General features: G+C 59.0%; 7 protein-coding genes. 5 read left to right on the top strand and 2 right to left on the bottom strand.

Annotated features, from left to right (window positions below):
• Positions 1 to 5 precede the first annotated feature (5 nt).
• The gene (locus tag MESOP_RS27570; protein WP_013896629.1) at positions 6 to 2,096 is read right to left on the bottom strand and encodes an O-antigen ligase family protein; all 2,091 of its coding nucleotides are present in this window, start codon (positions 2,094 to 2,096) and stop codon (positions 6 to 8) included.
• Positions 2,097 to 2,978: 882 nt separating this feature from the next.
• Between MESOP_RS27570 and MESOP_RS27565 the strand changes: the two genes are divergently transcribed.
• Entirely contained in the window at positions 2,979 to 5,144 is a 2,166-nt protein-coding gene (locus MESOP_RS27565) for a type I secretion system permease/ATPase (protein ID WP_013896627.1), read from the top strand.
• A gap of 3 nt (positions 5,145 to 5,147) precedes the next feature.
• Entirely contained in the window at positions 5,148 to 6,593 is a 1,446-nt protein-coding gene (locus tag MESOP_RS27560; protein WP_013896626.1) for an HlyD family type I secretion periplasmic adaptor subunit, read from the top strand.
• 1,597 nt (positions 6,594 to 8,190) lie between these two features.
• Here the strand turns inward: MESOP_RS27560 and MESOP_RS35860 are convergent.
• Positions 8,191 to 8,358 carry a hypothetical protein gene (locus MESOP_RS35860; RefSeq protein ID WP_167313577.1) on the bottom strand — a complete coding sequence of 56 codons (168 nt, stop codon included), beginning with the start codon at positions 8,356 to 8,358 and terminating at the stop codon, positions 8,191 to 8,193.
• A gap of 72 nt (positions 8,359 to 8,430) precedes the next feature.
• On the opposite strand from MESOP_RS35860, the gene MESOP_RS33085 reads away from it, so the two are divergent.
• From MESOP_RS33085 to MESOP_RS27545, 3 genes are all read left to right on the top strand, one after another.
• Positions 8,431 to 17,196 (top strand): calcium-binding protein, encoded by an 8,766-nt coding sequence (locus tag MESOP_RS33085; protein ID WP_150111234.1) that lies wholly within the window; start codon positions 8,431 to 8,433, stop codon positions 17,194 to 17,196.
• A gap of 849 nt (positions 17,197 to 18,045) precedes the next feature.
• A complete protein-coding gene (locus tag MESOP_RS27550) occupies positions 18,046 to 19,140 on the top strand; it encodes an HlyD family secretion protein (protein WP_013896623.1) in 1,095 nt (364 codons plus the stop codon).
• Positions 19,140 to 20,720: an MFS transporter gene (locus MESOP_RS27545; RefSeq protein WP_013896622.1), complete on the top strand. Its 1,581-nt coding sequence runs from the start codon at positions 19,140 to 19,142 to the stop codon at positions 20,718 to 20,720. Before MESOP_RS27550 ends, MESOP_RS27545 begins: the two co-directional genes overlap by 1 nt.
• The last annotated feature ends 345 nt before the right edge of the window (positions 20,721 to 21,065 follow it).

Below are 21,065 nucleotides of genomic sequence, written 5' to 3'. Positions count from 1 at the left end.
CCCGTCTAGAAATAGGTTCTCGGCGCGACAAGGTCGTTTTGCTGGCGAAGGTAGAAGCAATAGAAGCCGAACGCGGCGGCGAACCACATGAATCCCTCGCCCATCGACAGCCGGTTGTTCGAATTGCTAAGGATGCTGATGGCGAAGAAGACCAGCGTCGAGAGGTAGCAAGGCCATGCGGCCGGAGCGATCAACCTGGCCCGCACGGCCAGCAGAACCTGCCTGGACGACCAGATGTAGAGAAACGCGAAGAACGCCAGCCCGACCACACCATAGCGCACACCTATTTCCAGATAGCCGTTGTGGAAAACGTTGAAGATCATCGGATGATAGGTTCTATTCTGCCATTCGGTGAGCCAGCTGGAACTGGCTCCGAAGATCGGGTGGCGTTTCCAGATATCGAGCGCGTCGGCCCACAGCATCAGCCGTTCCTTGGCCGCAAGCGGAACCGTGTTGCTGGCGATGGCGCGGTCGAAGGCTGGCAGTACGCCATGGCTCAAGACGTCCGAAACCAGGCTTCTGACGAAGATCATGGTGTCGCCGGCAGTGGACCAGAAGATGCCTTGCGCGGCGACAACGCCGGCCGCCACTATTCCCAGCACGCCGCCCCCGACCATCAGTTCGCGGCGATGGCCTCTCGCCAGGATCATGACTGCCAACAAGACGAGCACGAGCGCCAGCGCGAGCCAGACACCCTTTGACCGCAGCGCGATGATGTTGACGAGGGCGAACAGCAGTACGGCTGCCGACAGCGCCCAGTACATGCTCCTGGTTGTGGTGCTCAGGTCCGTTCTCTGAGCGGTGTGGGCGATGAACTGCAGCGTGCAGAGGAAGATGAAACCAGCCGCCAACGATGCATGAATGGGATTGTTGAAAAGCCACGGCACTGGCCTGGTGCCATGAAGGATGTCCGAATAGCCTGTATCCGCCGCCAGGAAGACAAGGCTGAGGATCATGAACCACAGGACGAGCCGCTCGGGCCGCCTGACGAACAGCAGAAACGCGAAGCCTGTCGTCGCATAAAACAGCGGAAACAGGTAGATGCCTTCGGCGCCGCCCAATTGGTGGCTGTCGAAATAGACGATCGCCAGCCGGATGAAGACATACAGCGACCAACCCACGCACAGGCCGCCGACCCATCCGATCAGCGGCTTGCTGTAAGTCCACAGATCCACCCTGAGCCAGCGGATCGCGGCGACCACGGCAAGCGCCATCCCCGCAAAGCGGTAGGTGTCGGCCTCGCGCCAGACTGCAGAGGCAAGCGCGAGAATGGCGAATGCCGCAAGGAACTGCAGCAAGGTGCTGCGCGGCACGTCGTCCCTCGCGTAGTCCGGGATTTCCTTCGGCAAGGGCGGCCGCAAAAACACGTGATGCAGGCGGTGCAGCTCGTCCCAGGCTCGTGACATGCCGGCGCTCAGCCGGCTCCACCCGCCAAGCCTTGCGGATTTGTAGCTGCCCGAGGGGCCGGCTATGCCTGATATCGCGCTGCTCTTGGCAAAGCCAAGCAGGTTTTGGCGGACCGAATAGACTTTCAGGCCGGTATCCCAAAAGCGTTCGAGCGCGACGTCCCACGGCATTTTCATTACCGCGAGCGCCGACAATAGCCCCTTCGCGCCCTCCCGCGTCACCAGATAGGCGGCGGCCGACCCCTGCGGGCCATGCAGGGCGCGACCGATCTCGTCACCTTGCGTCGTCTTCACGGCGCGCATGAAGAAGCTCATGCGATGGTTAGTCAGCTTGATAACGTCGAAATCCGGCACCGCGGCGATGATGGCCTCGACGCGTCGTATGGTATCTTCGCCGAACAGGACGTCGTCCTCGACTATTAGGCCATGGGCGCTGCCACCGGCTAGGAACGTTTCCAGCGCCTGGATATGGCTGCGGTAACAGGCATATTCGCCGGGCAGGATGTCGCGCCCGCTCAGCTTTTTCGCGGTTGGAAGATCGATCTCCGTCCAGTCCTCCTTGGGCAGTGTGCGGCCGTCGACGGCGGCAATGCGCTGCAAGGTCAGGCCGGCCGCCTCGGCGCTGGCCAGCAATCCGCTCCAGCGGCAGGTCTCCCGATCGAGGTTGATGGCGAAGATAGGAAGGTTCATTGAAGTTCCGTTTCGGATCGTCATCCCACTTGGTCGAATCCCTGACGACCTAGTGTGGACGGCCAACTTCTCTTTTGTGTCTCACTGCGACATTCTGCAAGAGACCCAAGAAATAGCGGACGGCAAGTGACTGATCGGAGCTCCCCGCCGCAGCGTATCGTCTACCAACCCTTCAACCGCTCATGCCGGAATTCGGATCGGTCTTGAAGCCTTGGATTTTGAGTCCTTGGATCAGGCAAAATTGATTCTGAAGGCCTGACGCCATGCAGATCATCAGCGTGTTTTGTAACACTCGGCTTTTTCAGCACTCTCTAAGAGAATGGCTGGGGTTCCTGGAAGCTTTTCGAACTTTCTGTGTCTCGCCTCAGCCAGAATTGCGTGTGCTCATGGACAAAGTGGGACGTTAGATTCGGATTTTGGATAATTTCGACGGTGTCGAGTTCTGGCATGTGTGCCTCCCTGTAGCGCGCTCCTTCAAGTTTTTACATTCTGAGCGCCTTTGCTCCCACAGGTGAAATAGCTGCTGCGTGCCACATCCTGGTCATTACGTCGCGCTAGCGCGCGTCCAAAAAGCTGTTACTCCCGCGCTGTCCAACGAAACTCCGTGCCGTCCGGGGCGACCACGCCTACAAGCCGGTGCCCGGCTGCGTTGCCCTGAGTATGGATCGCGAATGTAGGGAGAGACTAATCACGCGGCCCGGATTGTCGGCGTAAACGACGCGGATCCTGAATTCGGAGGCCGGATGTATTAGTTTTATCTAATATTTGATCACGAAAACGTGTTCTGTCATCTGATAGTTTTCAACTTTTGCTGATTGCTTGAGCGACGTTCTCCAACGGATAAATGAAAGTACAACTGCGTGTTGTCTTTCCGGGGGGAAAGTGGATTCTGTCACGCCTATATCGACTGTGCTGGACAGTGGTGTCATTTGCTTGATGCTGCTCACCCAGTATTTGCGCCAGCCGGCAGACCCCGATGCCATTCGCCACGACTTGGGTCTGGGTGAGCGCGTCGCCGATCGCGTCGACATTGTGCGCGCGGCCAAGCGGCTGAAGCTCAAGGCACGGAGCGTGCAGCCGTCGGCGAAGCGGCTGGATCGTCTGCCGCTGCCGGCCATCATCGAGAAGAAGGGCGGCGGCTTCGCGGTGTTGGCGGCGGCATCCGCGAGCAAGGTGCTTTTGCAGGACCCGCACGTTGGGGCGCCGCAGGAGATGACGCGAGAGGAATTCGACGCGCTCTGGAGCGGCCATGTCATCCTGGTGACCAGCCGCGCCTTCGCGCAAGGGTTTTCGCGACGCTTCGACTTCTCGTGGTTCATTCCTGAGATCATCCGTTACCGCTGGATCTTCGCCGAGGTGCTGCTCGCCTCCTTCTTCGTGCAATTGCTTGGCCTGATCTCGCCGATCTTCTTCCAGCTGGTGATCGACAAGGTGCTGGTCCACAATGGGCTGACCACGCTTGAAGTACTCGTCATCGGCCTGTCGGCTGTCTCGATGTTCGAGGTACTGCTCACCGGGCTGCGCACGTACACCACCATCCACACCACCAGCCGCATCGATGTGGCGCTGGGCGCAAAACTGTTCCATCACCTGCTTGGCCTGCCGATTGCCTATTTCGAGGCCAGGCAGACCGGCCAGACCGTGGCGCGCGTGCATGAGCTGGAAAACATCCGCGCCTTCCTCACCGGCTCGGCGCTCACCGTATTGCTTGATGTCTTGTTCCTGTTTGTCTTCCTCGCCGTGATGTATCTCTATAGCCCGTGGCTGACCCTGATCGTCATCTGTTCGATCCCCGCCTATGTCATCCTGTCGATGGCGGTAACACCCGAATTCCGCCGCCGCATCGAGGAAAAGTTCAACCGCGGCGCCGAGAACCAAACGTTCCTGGTCGAGTCCATCGTCGGCGTCGAAACGCTAAAGGCGATGGCGGTCGAGCCGCAGATGCAGCGCCGCTGGGAGGACCAACTCGCCGGCTATGTCGGCGCCGGCTTCCGCACCGCCAGGCTCGCCAATTTTGCCTCCAACACCGCCCAGCTCATCTCCAAGGCGGTGATCGTCGGCACCATGTGGTTCGGCGCCAAGGCAGTGGTGGCTGGCGACATGACGGTCGGCCAGCTGGTCGCCTTCAACATCATGGCCGGCCGCGTTTCCGGCCCAGTGCTGCGGCTGGCGCAGCTGTGGCAGGATTTGCAGCAGGTGCGCATTTCCGTCGACCGGCTGGGCGATATCCTCAACGCCCCGGTCGAGATATCAGGCGGCGGCGGGCAAGGGTCGCTACGCAAGATTTCGGGCCATGCCGCCTTCGACCACGTCACTTTCCGCTACAGGCCGGGCGAGCGTGAAATCCTGAGCGACGTCTCGTTCCAGACCGAACCCGGCGAGATCATCGGCATTGTTGGCCCGTCGGGCTCGGGCAAGAGCACCGTCGCCAAGCTGCTGCAGCGGCTGCATGTGCCGGAGCGCGGCCGTGTGCTGATTGATGGCGTCGACCTGGCGCTGATCGACCCGCGCAGCCTGCGCCGCCAGATTGGCGTCGTGCTGCAGGAGAATATTCTGTTCCGGCGCACGGTGCGCGAGAACATCGCGCTGGCCGATCCGGCTTTGCCTCTGGAGCGGGTGATCGAGGCGGCCAAGCTCAGCGGCGCGCATGAGTTCATCCTGCAGCTTAAGTCCGGCTATGACACGGTGCTGGAGGAGCGCGGCTCCAATCTGTCAGGCGGTCAGCGCCAGCGCATCGCCATTGCCCGTGCCTTGGTCACCAATCCACGCATCCTTCTGTTCGATGAGGCGACCAGCGCGCTCGACTATGAGTCCGAATACATCATCCAGCAGAACATGCGGCTGATGGCCAAGGGCCGCACCGTGTTCATCATTGCGCATCGGCTGGCAGCGCTGCGCGACGCCACCCGCATCATGACCATCGAGGCCGGCCGCATCACCGAGCAGGGCACGCATGAGCAGCTTTTGAAACTCAACGGCCGCTACGCGCAGCTCTACCAACTGCAGGCCGAACAGCGCCCGTCGTTCCAACCCCAGGCGGCGGAGTAGGCGATGGGACGCTATTGGCAAGCAATCAGGGAAGGCGTGGCGCGCGAGAGCGAAGCCAAGCGCCCAAAACTCAACCGCGACGAGCGCGCCTTCCAGGCCGCCGCGATCGAGATCCTGGAAACGCCGGCCTCGCCGGCAGCACGCATCTTCTCCGCGCTGATCATGTTGTTTGCCGTGGGCGCTCTGGCCTGGTCATGGTTCGGCCGCATCGACACCTATGCCACCATCCAAGGCAAGCTGATCCCAATCGGCAAAGTGCAGGTTATCGAGCCGCTGATCACCGGCACGGTCAGGGCGCTGCATGTCAAGGCGGGCGACCATGTCGCGGCGGGAGACGCGCTGGTCGAGCTCGACCCCTCCGAATATCAGGCCGAGCGCCAGAAAAATGCCGGCAACCTTGCCGCCGCCGAAGTCTCCAAGGCCCGGCTTCAGGCGCTGATCGACGCCGTGGCCGATGACACGCCTGCGACGGAAGCGGCGTTCGTCGTGCCTGAAAACGCCCCCGCGCCGCTGGTCGACTTGCAGCGCCTGCAGATGCGCCAGTCGCTGGCAGCCTATCAGTCGGAGCAGGACAGCCTCGAAGCCGAGATTGCGCAGAAGCGTATCGAGATCGAGCGTGCCGGCAAGACTCTGGTCGAGCGCCGCAAGCTGGTCCAACTCGCTGGCGACAGGCTCGATGTCTACGTCGCGCTGGAAAAGCGCCAGGTCGGTATCAAGACCAGCACCATCGAGGCGCGCCAGGGGGAGCAGGACCAGTTGATGGCGACGGTGTCCGACGAGGGTCACATCGCCGAGCTCGAAGCCACGGTGAAGACGCTCGCCGCGCAAAAGCGCGCACGCCGCGATGCATATCTCGACAAGGTTGCTACCGAACTGATCGAAATCGACCGCATGATCGGCGTGTCGCGGCAGGACCTCGCCAAGGCCGAACTGTTCGAGCGCGCCAGCTTGCTCAGATCGCCCGTTGCCGGCCGCGTTCAGCAGCTCGAAGTCAACACGCTAGGCGAGGTCGTGCAGACCGGCCAGAAGCTGATGGTGGTCGTGCCCGACGGTACGAAGCTCGAGATTGAGGCGATGTTGCTAAACCGCGACAAGGGCTTTGTCCATGAAGGGCAGGACGTACGCGTCAAGCTCGAGGCCTTCCCCTTCACCCGCTACGGCACGCTCGACGGCAAGGTGCTGACTGTCTCCAACGACGCCATTCCGGCCGGCTCGCCACAGGAACCATTAGCGGCCAAAGAAGAGACGGCGCGGGACAGTGCTGGGCCATTGGTGTTTCCAGTGCGCATTGCGCTGAATGAGACGTCTTTCCGCGTCGAGGGGAGGGATGTCGTGCTGACGCCGGGCATGTCGGTGACGGCAGAGGTCAAGACCGGTAATCGGCGGGTTCTGGAGTTCCTGCTCGACCCCCTGATGGAAATGACAGACGAGGCGTTTCATGAGCGGTAAGACGGAGACCATCATGTACCATAAACTGATTTTGGCATTGCTTGGGTGCTCAGATGACGCCAATTAAGAATGTTAGTAGCCTTTATTTAGGCTGGGTTATGCTGGTGGCATTTTTAGCTGGTGTTTTTTCAAGTATTATCGAAAAGGTTAACAACTGCGGTAGTTACATTGGAATGGGTATAAATTATGGGTATGGCGGATCGGAGTGCGAGTCCTATCTGTCACATAGATACGGACTTTCTTTGCTGTCTCAGTCGAGTGATTTGCCGATAGATATATTATTGCTGCCAGCAATAGTGTATATCATTATTACCATATGTATAAATTTATTGTTGTCCCTATTGCACTATACAGACGTTCCGTTTAGGAGGTTTTTTACCATAGCTAATTTCTTAGTCCTATATTCTTCTTACTGTTTATCAATGGTTGTACTTTGACATTTTCCACACGAAGTACATTGGCAATGTGGCATTCAAATCCGTTCTAGATGAGGAAAAAGTGCATGGCTGACTTGTTCAACGTAGGAACTACGGGTGGTGGAACGGCAAGAGCCAGAGTGGCACATAACCCTCGAGGTCAGACAATTAGTGAATCAAATGGACAGCCTATGCGCGCCCCGGCCGAATATGACCCCGTCGCCTCTGCTAGGAATGCGATTGTAGATACATACAATGGTCGTAGCAGCTTATCCGTCATGGGCGACTATAAGACAAATGGCCCGCGTGATCTGCAACGCAGCTACAACGGAGTGATTGGTCGGGGATATACGGGGTTTGTCGCCGATTTTACTGCGGTGGCAAGTTATGATTTTGGATTTGTCGGTGCATCTCTCGGGTTCGACCTGGATACCCTTAAGATTGGGGCTGGGGTGCTAAACGAAAAGAACGCTTTGACCAACAAGAATGTCGACAACTCGGGGGAGTGGGGGAACAATCCACGGAATATCGACAATATGACAACAGGCTACCGTGATGGCTTGTCAGCTTTGAGGGATGGAGCCTTTGCTGATATGCATCTCGCCGACACTGCCCTGATCGATGAAAACAGGCTTGGTAAATACTTCAGCGGGTGGGATTTCTCCAGCATCGAGCCCAAGTACACTGGGGCAGCTCATTCCGCTGGAGTACGAGAATGGGGCCCCAAGTCCGGGCTCGATTCGCCTTCAGAGCATGTTCGCAGCGGAGGCGAGCGCGGCGGGACGTCGCCACGTTCGGGAGCAGATAGCCCTGCCGGCGGAAGTACCCCGTCATCTGGCGGATCCACTGGCAAAAGTACAAATCCAGGATCTGGCCGCTCGGGGATGGCCGACCCATCGGGCTCACCAAAGGATTCGCGCGCGCCCGACCGCAGTGCAGCGCCAAACTCCTATGGCGGTAGTAGGACTCCCGCAAAAAATCAATTCGCCTCTACTCCAGCAGTCGGGCCGATTCCGGACTTTGCCGATGACTACGGGACAGCCCCGCCTCAAACTGCGGGCCAAATGTTTTTTAACCCAGACACCGGTGTCGAGGTAATCGTCGACCCTGACACGCTGAAGATGGTACCGATAGGGCAAGTACCAATAATGCATATAACAATAGATCCCACCCCCACTAACTCAATTCATCCGATGGAAGTCCCTGGGAACCCCCTCGGAGCGTTCGGTAACGCGGTTGCTGGAGTATTTGGCGGAATTGTCGGCGCGATAGGCGGTCTTGTCGGCGGCATAGTCGGCGGCATTGCTCATGCGATCGGAGGCATATTCGGTGGGGGTGGTGGAAGCCATGGGGGTAGTGACCATTCCAGCTCTGGATCCGGCTCAGGTGGAATGGGCAACAGTGTGCACGGAACGCCGGCAGTGGGTGACCACGCCGGTAACCATGACGGTATCGGCCACGACAGCAATAATGGTTGGGGAGGTCATCCCGTCCTGCTTGATCTTTCAGGCAATGGCCTTTCAATCAATCCGCTTTCATCGTCGTCGCAGTTCCTCGATCTAAACGGCGACGGCTACCAGCACCGCACGGCCTGGGCCGGCGACGGCAATGGCGTATTGGTGCTCGATGCCGATGGCGACGGCAAGATCAGCCGTTCCAGCGAGTTTGTCTTCACCGAATGGGACCAGACGGCAACCAGCGATCTCGATGCGCTGAAAAGCGTTTTCGACACCAATCACAATGGCGTGCTCGATTCCGGGGACGATCGCTGGTCCGACTTCAAGGTGATGGTGAATGGACAGCTTGTGTCGTTGGCTTCGCTCGGCATTGCCTCGATTGGTCTGACGGCGACGGGCAGCGGCCAGAACTTTGCCGATGGTTCGGCCATCACCGGCACGGCGACCTATACCAGGACCGACGGAACCACTGGCGCCGTCGGCGATGCGGTGCTCGCCTCTGACGCCAACGGATATATCGTCAAAACCACCACTGTGACCAATGGCGACGGCTCCAAGACGACGACGCTTGGCGGCTACGACAGGGATGGCACGCTGGCCTTCCAGAACTGCATCACCGTGAGCGCCGACGGCCTGTCGACGACAACGCAGTTCGACGATGATGGCAACGGTACTTATGAGCGTTCGCAGTCCGACGTGACGTCGATAACGGCGGGTGTGCGCCGGCGCGTCGTCAGCGATTTCAACGCCGACGGCTCGCTGGTTCAGCGCACCACCACGACGACCAGCGCGGACAAGACGACGGTAACGACGGCACTCGACCAGGACGGCGATGGCGTGACCGACCAGACCCAGGTCTTCGTCAAGAATGCGGACGGCTCTACCACGACGACGGTTTCCGAAAACAGCGTCAACGGAACCTTGCTGCGCAAGGTTGTCACCACTTCTTCCGCCGATGGTCTCACGAAGACGGTTCAGAGCGATTCGACCGGCTACGGCGTCTTCGATCTGACCAGCAACGAGACGACGGTCGTGGCCGGCGATGGCACCCGCACCAAGACCGTTGCCGAAACCTCGAGGGGCGGTGCGCTGATAGATCGCGAATTGACGGTCACCAGCGCCGACGGCCGAACACGCACCGTCTCGCACGACCTCGACGGCGACGGCATCTATGAGACCCACGACGTCACCGCCATCACTACCGGCGCCGGGAGCTCGACCGTAACGACCGTCTCCACCTTCAGCTCGAGCAATGTGCTGATCGGCAAAACGGTCGCGACCACAAGCAGTGATGGTCTTTCCAAGACTGTCTCGACGGATTCGAATGGCGACGGACAGGGCGATCTCGTCTCCTCGGACGTGACCGTGGTCGGGACCGGCGGCAGCCTGGCGGAGACCCAGCAGGTCAAGAGCCGCGACGGCACCTTGCTGTCCAGCACCATCACCAACACCAGCGCAGATCGTAAGACGATCTCGATCTCGACCGAATTCGATGGAGATGGCCATGTCGATATGGCCAAGTCGATCCTTATCGATGCCGTCGGCGTGACGACCTCGACCGTCAGCCAATTCAACGCGGACGGCTCGCTGGTCGGCAGGACTTACGACCAGACCTCCGCGGACGGCTTTTCTTTGACCCACAAGGCCGACATAGATGGCGACGGTACCTACGACACCGTCGTCACCGATGTGACGACCACGGATGCCTTCAGCAACCGCACGCGAACGGTCATGACCAAGAGTGCCAATGGCACGTTGGCCGGCACTTCCGCGATCACCACCAGTGCCGATAGCCTGACACAGACTCAAAAGGACGACGTCGACGGCAACGGAACGATCGACCGCACGACTGTCACCGCCACTGTTCTTGGCGGCGATGGCAGCCGCACCGTGACCGCTACGACCACCAGCGCCACCGGAGCGTTGCTGGCCAAAACCGAAGTCAAGACCAGCACTGACCGCCAGACCATCACGACGAAGATCGATGCTGATGGCGATGGTGATATCGACCGGACCGAGGTCACCGTACGCAACGCCGACGGCTCAACCACCCAGACAGTGACCGATACCTCAGCGAGTGGGGTCCAGATCGACCAGACGGTGAAGACGACAAGTGGCAATGGGCTCTGGAGCTCGGTCTCGCATAACATCGATGGCGGAGTAGACGACACCTTCTGGGACATCACCGGACTCAACAGCGATGGCTCCAAGACCCAGACGCTGGAAGACTTTAGCAACGACGGCACGCTGCTCACCAAGCGTATCGTCACCACCAGCGGCAATGGCTTGTCACTGACCAGTCAGACCGACGCCGATGGCGATGGAGTTGTCGAAAGCAAATCCATCGACGTCACCGTCCTCAACGCCGATGGGGCGACGACCAGGACTGTTTCATCGCTTGGCGGTACGGGCGCCTCGATCGGCAAGACCATGGCCACGACCAGCGCCAACGGTCAGGCGCTGACGATATCGAGCGATCTCGATGGCGACGGACTTTTCGATCTTGTCTCGTCCGACGTGAAGCTTCTCAGCTCCAATGGCAGCACCAGCGAAACGCTGCAGGTGAAAAGCCGTAACGGCTCACTGCTTTCGAGCTCGACCACCAGCAGCAGCGCCGACCGAAAGACGATCTCGATTGCGACCGACGCCGATGGGGACGGCCATGTCGACACTGTCAAGACGATCATCGTCGACAATACCGGCCTCACCACATCGACGATGAATATCTACAATCCCGACGGCTCGCTGGCGGTCAGGACTTTCGATCAGGCGTCGGCCAACGGCCTTTCTCTGACGAGCAAGGCCGACATAGATGGCGACGGAACTTATGATAGCGTTGTCAACGATGTGACTGCCATCGATGCCTCCGGCAATCGCACGCGCACCGTCACTAGGAAGAGCGGCAACGGCACGCTGATCGGCAGTTCTTCCGTAGTGGCCAGTCCGAATGGGCTCACCCAGACCGAGAAGGACGACGTCAACGCGGACGGCACCGTCGACCGCACGATCGTGACGGCCACCGTGCTTGGCAGCGACGGAAGCCGTACTGTGAGTGCTACAACCACCAGCACAAGCGGTGCGGTGCTGTCCAAGACCGCGGCGACAACGAGTGCCGACCAAAAGACGATCACGACGACGATCGACGCCAATGGCGACGGGCATGTCGACCAGACCCAGGTCACCGTACGCAACACTGACGGCTCGACCACGCAGACGGTCACCGATACCGCGGCCAATGGCGTGCAAATCGACAAAACGGTGACGACGACCAGCGCCAACGGTCTCTGGACATCGGTGGCGTATAACATCGACGGCAAGACCGACGATACCCACTGGGATATCACGAGCCTCAACAACGACGGCTCGAAGAGGGAGATAGTCGAAGACTTCAGCAACGACGGCACCTTGCTCAACAAGCGTACCATCACCACCAGCGGCAACGGACTGTCGGTAACCAGCCAAACCGATGCCGATGGCGACGGCATCATTGAAAGCAAGTCCGGCGACGTCACCGTCCTGAACGTAGATGGCTCGACGACCAGGACCGTGTCCGCACTTGCCGGGACTGGGACGTTGATCGGCAAGACCATCACCACAATCAGCGCGAATGGCTTGACTTCGACGGTACAGGCTGACCTGGACGGCAATGGCACGATCGACCGGACTAGCAACGCCACCACCATTCTCGGCGTTGATGGATCGAAAACCGACACGCTTGCGGTCAAGAATGCCAACAACGTGCAGATCGCCTTCTATCAGACCATCACTAGTGGCGATGGCGACACGGTGACGACGACTCGGGACGTCGACGGCAACGGGACGATAGACGCTAGCAGTACGACCACCCTCAACGCCAATGGCTCGACCACAATGGTCAATCGCACCTATGCGGTCGGCGTTGTGACCTCTTCGGCGACAAGGACCGTCAGCGCCAACGCTCTCTCCAACACGCTTGCCACCGATCTCGACGGCAATGGCACCATCGATCAGTCGATGACCGATGTGATCGTGCTCAACGCCGACGGCAGCAAAACCGAGACCATCACAGATTTCGACGGTGCCGGTGCCGTGAGGGACAAGACCACGGTTGTCACGAGCGCCAACGGCTTGACTAAGACGATGACCTGGGCGGCAGTTGGCACGACCACCAGCCGCTCGAAAGTCGACACGAACTTGCTTAACGCTGATGGCAGCACGACAGAGACAATCGACTACAAAAGGGCAAATGGGACTTTAGAGAGCCGCACAGTCACAACGGTCAGTGCCAACAAGCTAACCACCACAATCACCAAAGACGTCAACGGAGATGGTACGATCGACATCACTACCACCTCAGCAGAGGCCCCCGATGGAAGTGTCACGACCACCACGACAGGGCCGAACAGCAGTTCGGGGACGTCCTCGACTACCAGTAAGGCCACCACTGCCAGCGCGAACGGGCTGACTACTTCAACAGTATATGGCGCAACGCTAAACCAATATGTAGCCGGAATAACCGGAAAAATCACTAGCACGACCACACTTGGGGCAGATGGGTCAACGACCAATCTGCTCAAGAAGTATGCCTCGGATGGTCTTACGCTAATGGACGAGGCGAGAGTCACCGTTGCCGGTGATGGTCTTTCCATCACAACGGAATCTGGTGTTACTACCAACGACGACAATTTTCCCCAGAAGCGGACGGACGTTACCGCGCTCAACGCCGATGGTTCGAAAGTACGTACCGTTAGCCGTTTCGATGGCTCGGTGCTAACCAGTGCGCTCGCTACGACCACAAGCGCAAACGGCCTCTCGATCACCACCAATTGGGATCTATTTGGAGCCAATCCCCTCAGTGAGGATTCAACCGACGTTACCACGATCAATGCTGACGGAACGAATACAAGAACCGTCACCAACTTCAAAGCCGATGGCTCGCAGCTGTCAAAATTCATCACCGCCACTAGTGTCGACGGCAAAACTGCAACGACACAGGAGGACATAGACGGCACCGTGGGTATCGACAGAATTACCATCTACGACCGACGGATACTCTCCGACGCCACAATCATCGAAACGGTCAAGAGGCAAACCACCTCCGGCGTTTTGCTCGATAGCCAGGTTGCGACTACCAGTGGTGACGGACGCAAGACATCGATCACACGCGACAGCGATGGCGACGGCACTGTCGACCAGACGGAAGTAACGACCAGGGGGGTCGATGGGTCCGTCACGCTTGTTATCGATGATTTCAGCTCGGCTAATCATAAAACAAGTGAAACCAGGGTTACGACAAGCGCCGATGGCCTTACGACCGTTTCCGACTGGGATTTCAATGGCGACGGAACGGTTGATCAACGGCGAACAACAATCGCGAAAGTGCTGGGTGACGGGGGGTATCAAACTTCGTCAACCGACGTGAACGGAACTGCGGGAAGCGTAATCAGCATCGGTAGGACAATGGATACCGACGATGGTCAGTACTCATTCAATGGCGTCGATTATGACCAGGATAACTACTGGGATATATCGGATAACAGGTTCACCAATCTCGATGGCTCGGTGGTTGACACTATTCACACGAAGGCTATCGCACGAGATGTTTCAAAGCTTATTCCAGGATTTGTCTATTGGAAGCAGGCGATAGCCAACAATATCGTCATGAAAACAAGCTCGGACGGACTTACAACGACGAGCTATTTTGACTATGACGGCAATGCCACGGACCCGTCGACAGCTCCTAGTAACGCCCCGAACCTGACGGGTTATGAGGTCATAGCTGTTTCCCAACAGCACATCGACGGATCAGTATCGACAGCTTTTGCCGAGAGGAATGGAAGCGGGGCCGTTGTCGCAAACGGCATCATGACCGTCAGCATAGATGGCATGACCACCACGTTGCTCAAGGATGCCGATAACAATGGCACCTATGAACATCGGGAAATGGCCGTAACGCGTATCGACGGCTCGATCCGCAAGGTCGCGACCGACTACAATGCTAGCGGCGTCGTGACGCAGACTGTGACCACGGATGTCAGCGCCGACCGTAAGTCCACCTCGGTCGTCGCCGCAAATGGAACGACCGGAACCGGGACCACAACCGGCGCGGGCGTCGAATTCATCGCCACTGGCACAACGAACGACACCATCACAGGCAGCGCGGGTGACGACCACATCCAGGGCGGAGCCGGCATCGACACACTCAACGGCGGCGCTGGCGATGATCTTCTCGACGGCGGCACTGGTGCCGACATCATGAAGGGCAATGCCGGCAATGACACTTATGTCGTCGACGATGCCGGCGACCAGGTGATAGAGGCCGCCAGCGAAGGCATCGATATGGTGCTGAGCTCGGTTACCTACACGATTTTCTACGCGGACGTGGAGAACCTGACGTTGACCGGCACCGCTGCGATCGACGGCACAGGCAATGTGTCATCGAATGTTCTGACCGGCAACTCTGGTGACAATCGACTCACCGGAAACGGTGGCAATGACACGTTCTTCGGGGGGGCTGGTAACGATTTTATGCTCGGCAACACGGGTAACGATACAATGCGCGGCGGCGGCGGGAACGATCATCTTGAAGGTGCCGAGGGCAATGACAACTACGTGTTTCAACGCGGCGACGGCAACGATTATGTAGGCGATTTCCGCGCTACCAAGAAGGTCGGCTCGAGTGATACCGCTGCGGCTCAGGCTTTGGGCGTGTCTGCCACTGGTATAGTCAACACATGGGTTGGTGGTTACATGTGGAGTACTACTGCCAATCAACTGCTCATACTGGGTGATGCCGGCAGCGACACCCTGACGCTTTCAGGTGGCATAGTAGCTGAGGATCTATCCTTTGCATGGACTGGGCGGGATGGAGACGATCTTACTATTACAATTGCGGGAGGCTCGTCCGGCGACAGTGTAACACTCGGTCAAGAGGCGTTTGCTGGAGCGAGAATCGATAAGCTTGCGCTGGATGGTATGAGCGCAACCAATTTCATTGTTGTCGGCGCGGTCGGAGGAACCGCAAACGCTGGAACTGGGTCCAACATAATCTTTGGCCTTGCTGGGAACGAAACACTGTGGGGCAATACTGGAACGGACATAATTTACGCTGGCGCGGGAAATGATGTGCTCTCCGCCGGGACGGGCGATGACACGTTGGTCGGCGGGACCGGCAATGACTATGAGAACGGTGAAGGTGGTAGCGACCGTTACGTGTACCGGCGAGGTGATGGCGCCGATACTGTCGAAGATTTCAGCATGATCGTGACGACGGCTGCGGCCGATGTAAGCGCCGCCCAGGCCTTGGGTGTTTCCGCTAGTGGGTACACCAATACATGGATCGGTGGCTATCTCTGGCAGACAAGTACGAACAGCCTGCTGAAGCTGATCGATGGCACCGGCTCCGACACGTTGTCGCTGGAAGGCGGCATCAAGGCGGATGACCTTTCCTTCTCATGGATAGGGGTTGGTGGGGATAATCTTCAACTTGCCATAGCCGGAGGTCCTGCTGGCGACAGCATCCGGTTGGATCAGCAGAAGACAGGTGTTGCAAAGATCGAAAAACTCCAGCTCGATGGGCTTGGGCCAGTGAACTTGTTCGTCGCGCCATCGTCGGGTGGAACGATTAGTGCCGGCAGCGGTTCAAACATTATCTTTGGGCTATCTGGCAATGAATCGCTCTACGGCAATAGCGGCGTTGACGTGATCTATGGCGGGGCTGGCAATGACTGGATGGCTGGTGGGGCCGGCAATGATACATTATTTGGGCAGGCCGGGAATGATTACCTGGTTGGTCAGGACGGCGACGATCGATATGTTTATCGGAGAGGCGACCAAGCCGATTCCGTCGACGATGCGACCTATGCCGTAACAACCGCCACTGCGGATATCAACGCCGCTGCTGCCCTAGGTGTCTATGCCGGTGGTGTCGTAAACACGTGGGTCGGAGGCTATGATTGGGATGCCACCAACAGTCACCTTCTTAAGCGGGGTGAGGCGGGCACTGACACGATAGATCTTCAGGGTATCAAGGCTGACGACCTTTCCTTCTCCTGGACCGGCGTCGGGCATGATAATCTCGTGATCAACATTGGTGGAGGACCGGCCGGCGACAGTCTCACGCTTTATCAGCAGGGCGTTGTCGGTCGGGTCGAGCAAATAGCTCTCGACGGGCTGGGCACGATGAACTTCGTCGTCGCCGCCTCAACCGGCGCCATCGCCAACGGCAGCGCCGAAGCTGACATCGTCTTCGGTCTCACCGGCAATGAGACGCTCAACGGCAATTCCGGCAATGACATTTTGTCGGGCGGCGCGGGCAACGACACGCTGGTCGGCGGTACTGGCAACGACCAATATCGGTTCAGGGCCGGCGATGGCGCCGACACCATTATCGAATCCGGCGACTACAACGACAATGATGAACTTGACTTCGGAAACGGGATCGATGCCAACGAGCTCTGGTTCGCCCAGCAGGGCAACGACCTCGTTGTTTCGGTGCTCGGCACCACAGACAGGGTGACGGTTAGCGGCTGGTTCACGGGCCAAGGCAATGTCGTCGAAACGCTGAAGTCCGGCGACGGAAAGAGGCTGCATTCGTCCGATGTCGCGACGCTGGTCGCCGCCATGGCCGGTTTCGATCCGGCTACCTCGCCGACCGGTTCGGGCATCCAACCCAACGATCCGCGCCTTGGCGACCCGAGCCAGACCGGCACCATAGCGGCCGCCATGCAGCATACGTGGATGGCGGCCTGAGAAGGTGAATATCGCGGGGCCTCGAACCGGGCTCGGCGTCGCGACGACCAGCATGAAATCAAAGCTGCTGGACCTCGAACTTGAGAAGGAGAATCTAGCCCGAGAGCTTCAGGCGATGGCAGCCGCTGAAAGCATTGCGAGTTTCATCCGGCAGTGGTGACGGTCTACCGTCGGCAAGTATCCGAACTCCAGGACGCGTTGCAATCAGACGAGCGCGAGCGTCACTAGGCGGCGAGGATCATCGGGGCGCTCGTCGCGGGGATTGATATCATTCCGACGGCGGGTAGGGGACAGGTGAGCTGAAAGTCCGCGGTGCGCTGGCTGAACTTCTCAACCTACCAAATCGCAAACCAGGAACAGCGCCTAACGCTGCATTGATGGTAGCGGGAGAGCGCTACCGCCTTTCCCCCCACTCGGAGAGCATGCGATATTTTCTACAGTGTCGGGCGTGATGGGCGTGTCTCGGTGCTGCACAAACCGTAGGGAATGAGCGAGTCCGGCTCGAAAAGCTATCCCGACGCGAACGGCAGCTTTGCGCCCAAAGTCGGACGCAAAACCCACTTTGCCGTTGCCCGAAAGCCGACACATGCAGCGGTGTCGCGCCAAGTATCTACCTGTACCGAGGGTCAGTATGAACTACCGATCAGAGCGAACCGAGATGTTCGTTCGCGTGATGGCGCGGGCGCACTGAAATCCGCGACTATTCGGCACTTCTGTTTTAGCGGTCCGGAGACATTCTCGTGAACCCCTACTGCGTAGCCGCGACTTGCAGCCTTGGCGATCATCTTGATCCCGAGAAGTCGACAATCCTCTTCGATAGCGGCGCGTCGAATTGAGGTCGAAGCAATCATGAGCCCATCTCGCAGGATCGCAATCGCCGTCGTCGCGCTCGTGGTGATTCCATCGGCAGCCATATGGAGTTGGCAGTGGTTCACGGTTGGTCGCTACGAGGAAACGACCGACAACGCTTATCTTCGCGCAGACATCACCAGTATCGCTCCCAAGCTGGCTGGCTATGTCGTCGAAGTCGACGTGGACGACAATGCTAGTGTTTCGAAGGGCGCAGTGCTGTTTCGCATCGATGACAGCGACTACAAGGCCAAGGTGGAGCAGGCGAAGGCCAATGTCGACGCCCGGCGGGCAGAAGTCGCCAACATCCAGGCAAGCCATAAACTGCAAGATGCATTGATCGCGCAGGCCGAGGCGCAGAAACAGTCAGCCGCCGCCGACCTCCAGTTCGTCCGTGCCAACCTGAACCGCTATGTCACACTGCAGAAGAACGGCACTGCCAGCGATCAGAAACTACAGGATGCACAAGCCAGCTACGACAAGGCGAAGGCGTCCTTGGACGGCGCAGAAGCCAATCTGCTGGCTCAAAGGCTGAAGCTCGGCGTCTTGGAAGCACAATTGTCTGGTGCGCAGGCGGCCCTGTCACAGGCGAGGGCCGCTCTCGACCTGGCTATGCTCGACCTCGACAACACGGTCGTGAGAGCCCCGGTCGACGGGATCGTCGGCAATCGCCAGATCCGTGTCGGCCGTTATGTCACTCCAGGGAATGCAGCCTTGGATATCGTTCCGGTTGACGATATCTGGATCGTCGCCAACTTCAAGGAAACGCAGCTCAAGCAGGTGGAGATCGGCCAACGGGTACGCGTCACGGTCGATGAATATCCAGATCTCGAAATCGACGGTATTGTCGAAAGCTTCGCTCCCGGCAGCGGGGCGGCATTCAGCCTGCTGCCGCCGGATAACGCCACCGGAAATTTCATCCGCGTCGTCCAGCGTGTGCCGGTGAAGATCAGGATGAGACGAAACCCGTTGCCTGGCCGTCTCGTTCCGGGGCTCTCCGCCCGCGTTGCCATCGCCCTCGGAGCGGGCGACCTTCCAGCGGTGGCGTTGGAAATACGGTCCGGCGACAGTGCCAACGGACGCCCAGTACAGTGATGCACCGCACCAGAGCGTTCCGCCATCCTGATACCCTGCCGTGGGCCTGGCTTGTCGCAACTGGTGTTGTGTTGGCCGCCTTCATGGATGCAGTGGCATCCAATGCACTGTCCATCGGCCGGATCGACATGCTGGGCGACATCTACGCAACGCCGGATGAACTGGCCATGGTCGACATCGCATTCATCGCGGCCAAGCTGACGGCCTTCCTTGTCGCTCCGCTTTTTGTCACAGCCGCCAGGCCGACCGCCTGCCTGCGTGCGGGGGTCGTGATGCTTCTGCTGGGTTGCGCGGCAATGACGCTCTCGGTGGATCTTATCTGGATTTGTGTCTTCCGCGTCGTCGAGGGGCTGGCTGGCGGCACAATTCTCGTGGCTGGCCAGACGCTGCTGTTTTTTCGGTTCCCGTCTCGACATCAGCCGACTGTCCAAGCCGTTTTTGCCGTGGGCGCGGTAATGGCTCCAACGACGATTACGCCGGCCCTGCAGGGCTGGTTGGTCGATCATTTCTCCTGGGACTGGATATTCCTCGCCAACGTCCCGCTCGGCATCGCCGCCCTTGTCCTTCTGGCGGCGGATGGCAATCGGACATACTGGCGGGCAACCACGCTCCCCGTCGTCGAGGTCATTGTGCTCGGCATCAGTACCGCGCTTTTGACATACGTGCTGCTGCAGGGCAGCAGGTTCAATTGGTCGGACGACATGGGGATCACCGGCCTTTCGACCATCGGTGTGGCGGCCGCCGGCCTTGTGGTTGTCCGGGAGGCCCGGTTCCGCTCAGGCTCACTTCAGGCGGTCGCGCCTTTCGCCGATCCGGACTTTCGCTTTGGCTTTCTTGTCAGCCTCGTCGCGGGCTTTGCCCTATCGGGCAGCACCTATCTCATCCCGGCTTTTGCCCTCAACGTTCTCGATTTTACGGCCACGGCCGCAGGAGTGCTTCTGCTGCCCAGCGGAGCCATGCTGGCGCTGGGACTTCTGTTCTCCGGCCTCCTCATCGAAAAGGCCGGCGTTCACCCGATCGCCCTTGTTCCGTTTGGAGTCCTGTTCTTCTCCGGAGCCATGTGGCTCCTGTCCGGTTCGACGAGCGGTAGCGGCACCCCCGACCTGACCCCGGCCCTGCTTCTGCGAGGATCAGGTCTCGGTCTTCTGTTCGTGGCACTGACGCTGGTTACGCTGCGTGGACTTGCTGCCGATATTCTGCCGTTTGGAATAGGGCTGTTCAATCTCGGCAAGCAGGCTGGTGGTCTGATGGGCACGGCGCTCTTGCAAACGTATATCGATCACCAGAACGCTCTCAACCGAACGATGTTGTCCACCCACCTTGTCGGTGGCGATCCGGCCCTGGACCAGCGCTTGAGGGCCACTGCGAACATTCTCACTTCGAACGGTGCCGACATTCTAGCGGCGCCCAAGATCGCTTTCCCATTGTTGCAGCGCTCTCTCGAAAGGCAAGCCTCCACGATCTCGTTCGACGAAGCTTTCTTCGCGCTCGTGTTGCTGTTCGCGGTTGCTGCGCCATGCCTGATTGGCGCCAAGCAATTGTTCAGTCGCAAAGTCCCCCGGCGGAATCAAACTGGATGAGCATCCTACATTTTGGAACAGGTGTCCTTATCGTCATAGCTTCCAACTTGAATCTTGCGAGCCACGTCCACTAGACCAGACTGGGATGAACACGCGGGGTCGTCGCGGCCGCGTCGCGCTTCGGTTCATGGATTTCCATGAGATGCGGCTGGGGCGCGGCGCTGCTTATGGTGAGTTTTGGTTCGTCAGCCCAGATCCCAGCTGCTGAGAGCAAGTGCTATACGGGGAGCCGACCAGGCCTTGTTTCAGGGGCTGTAGCTTCAATCGGACGTCTAGGTGCCTCACCCCGAAAGTTGGGTCACTCACATCTCATGGATTTCCATGAGGTGCGGCTGCGGCGTGGTC

The organism is Mesorhizobium opportunistum WSM2075, from assembly GCF_000176035.2.
GTDB classification, from domain to species: domain Bacteria; phylum Pseudomonadota; class Alphaproteobacteria; order Rhizobiales; family Rhizobiaceae; genus Mesorhizobium; species Mesorhizobium opportunistum.
The sequence above is the reverse complement of the archived record's forward strand: the minus strand, read 5'-3'. Positions and strand labels throughout refer to the sequence as shown.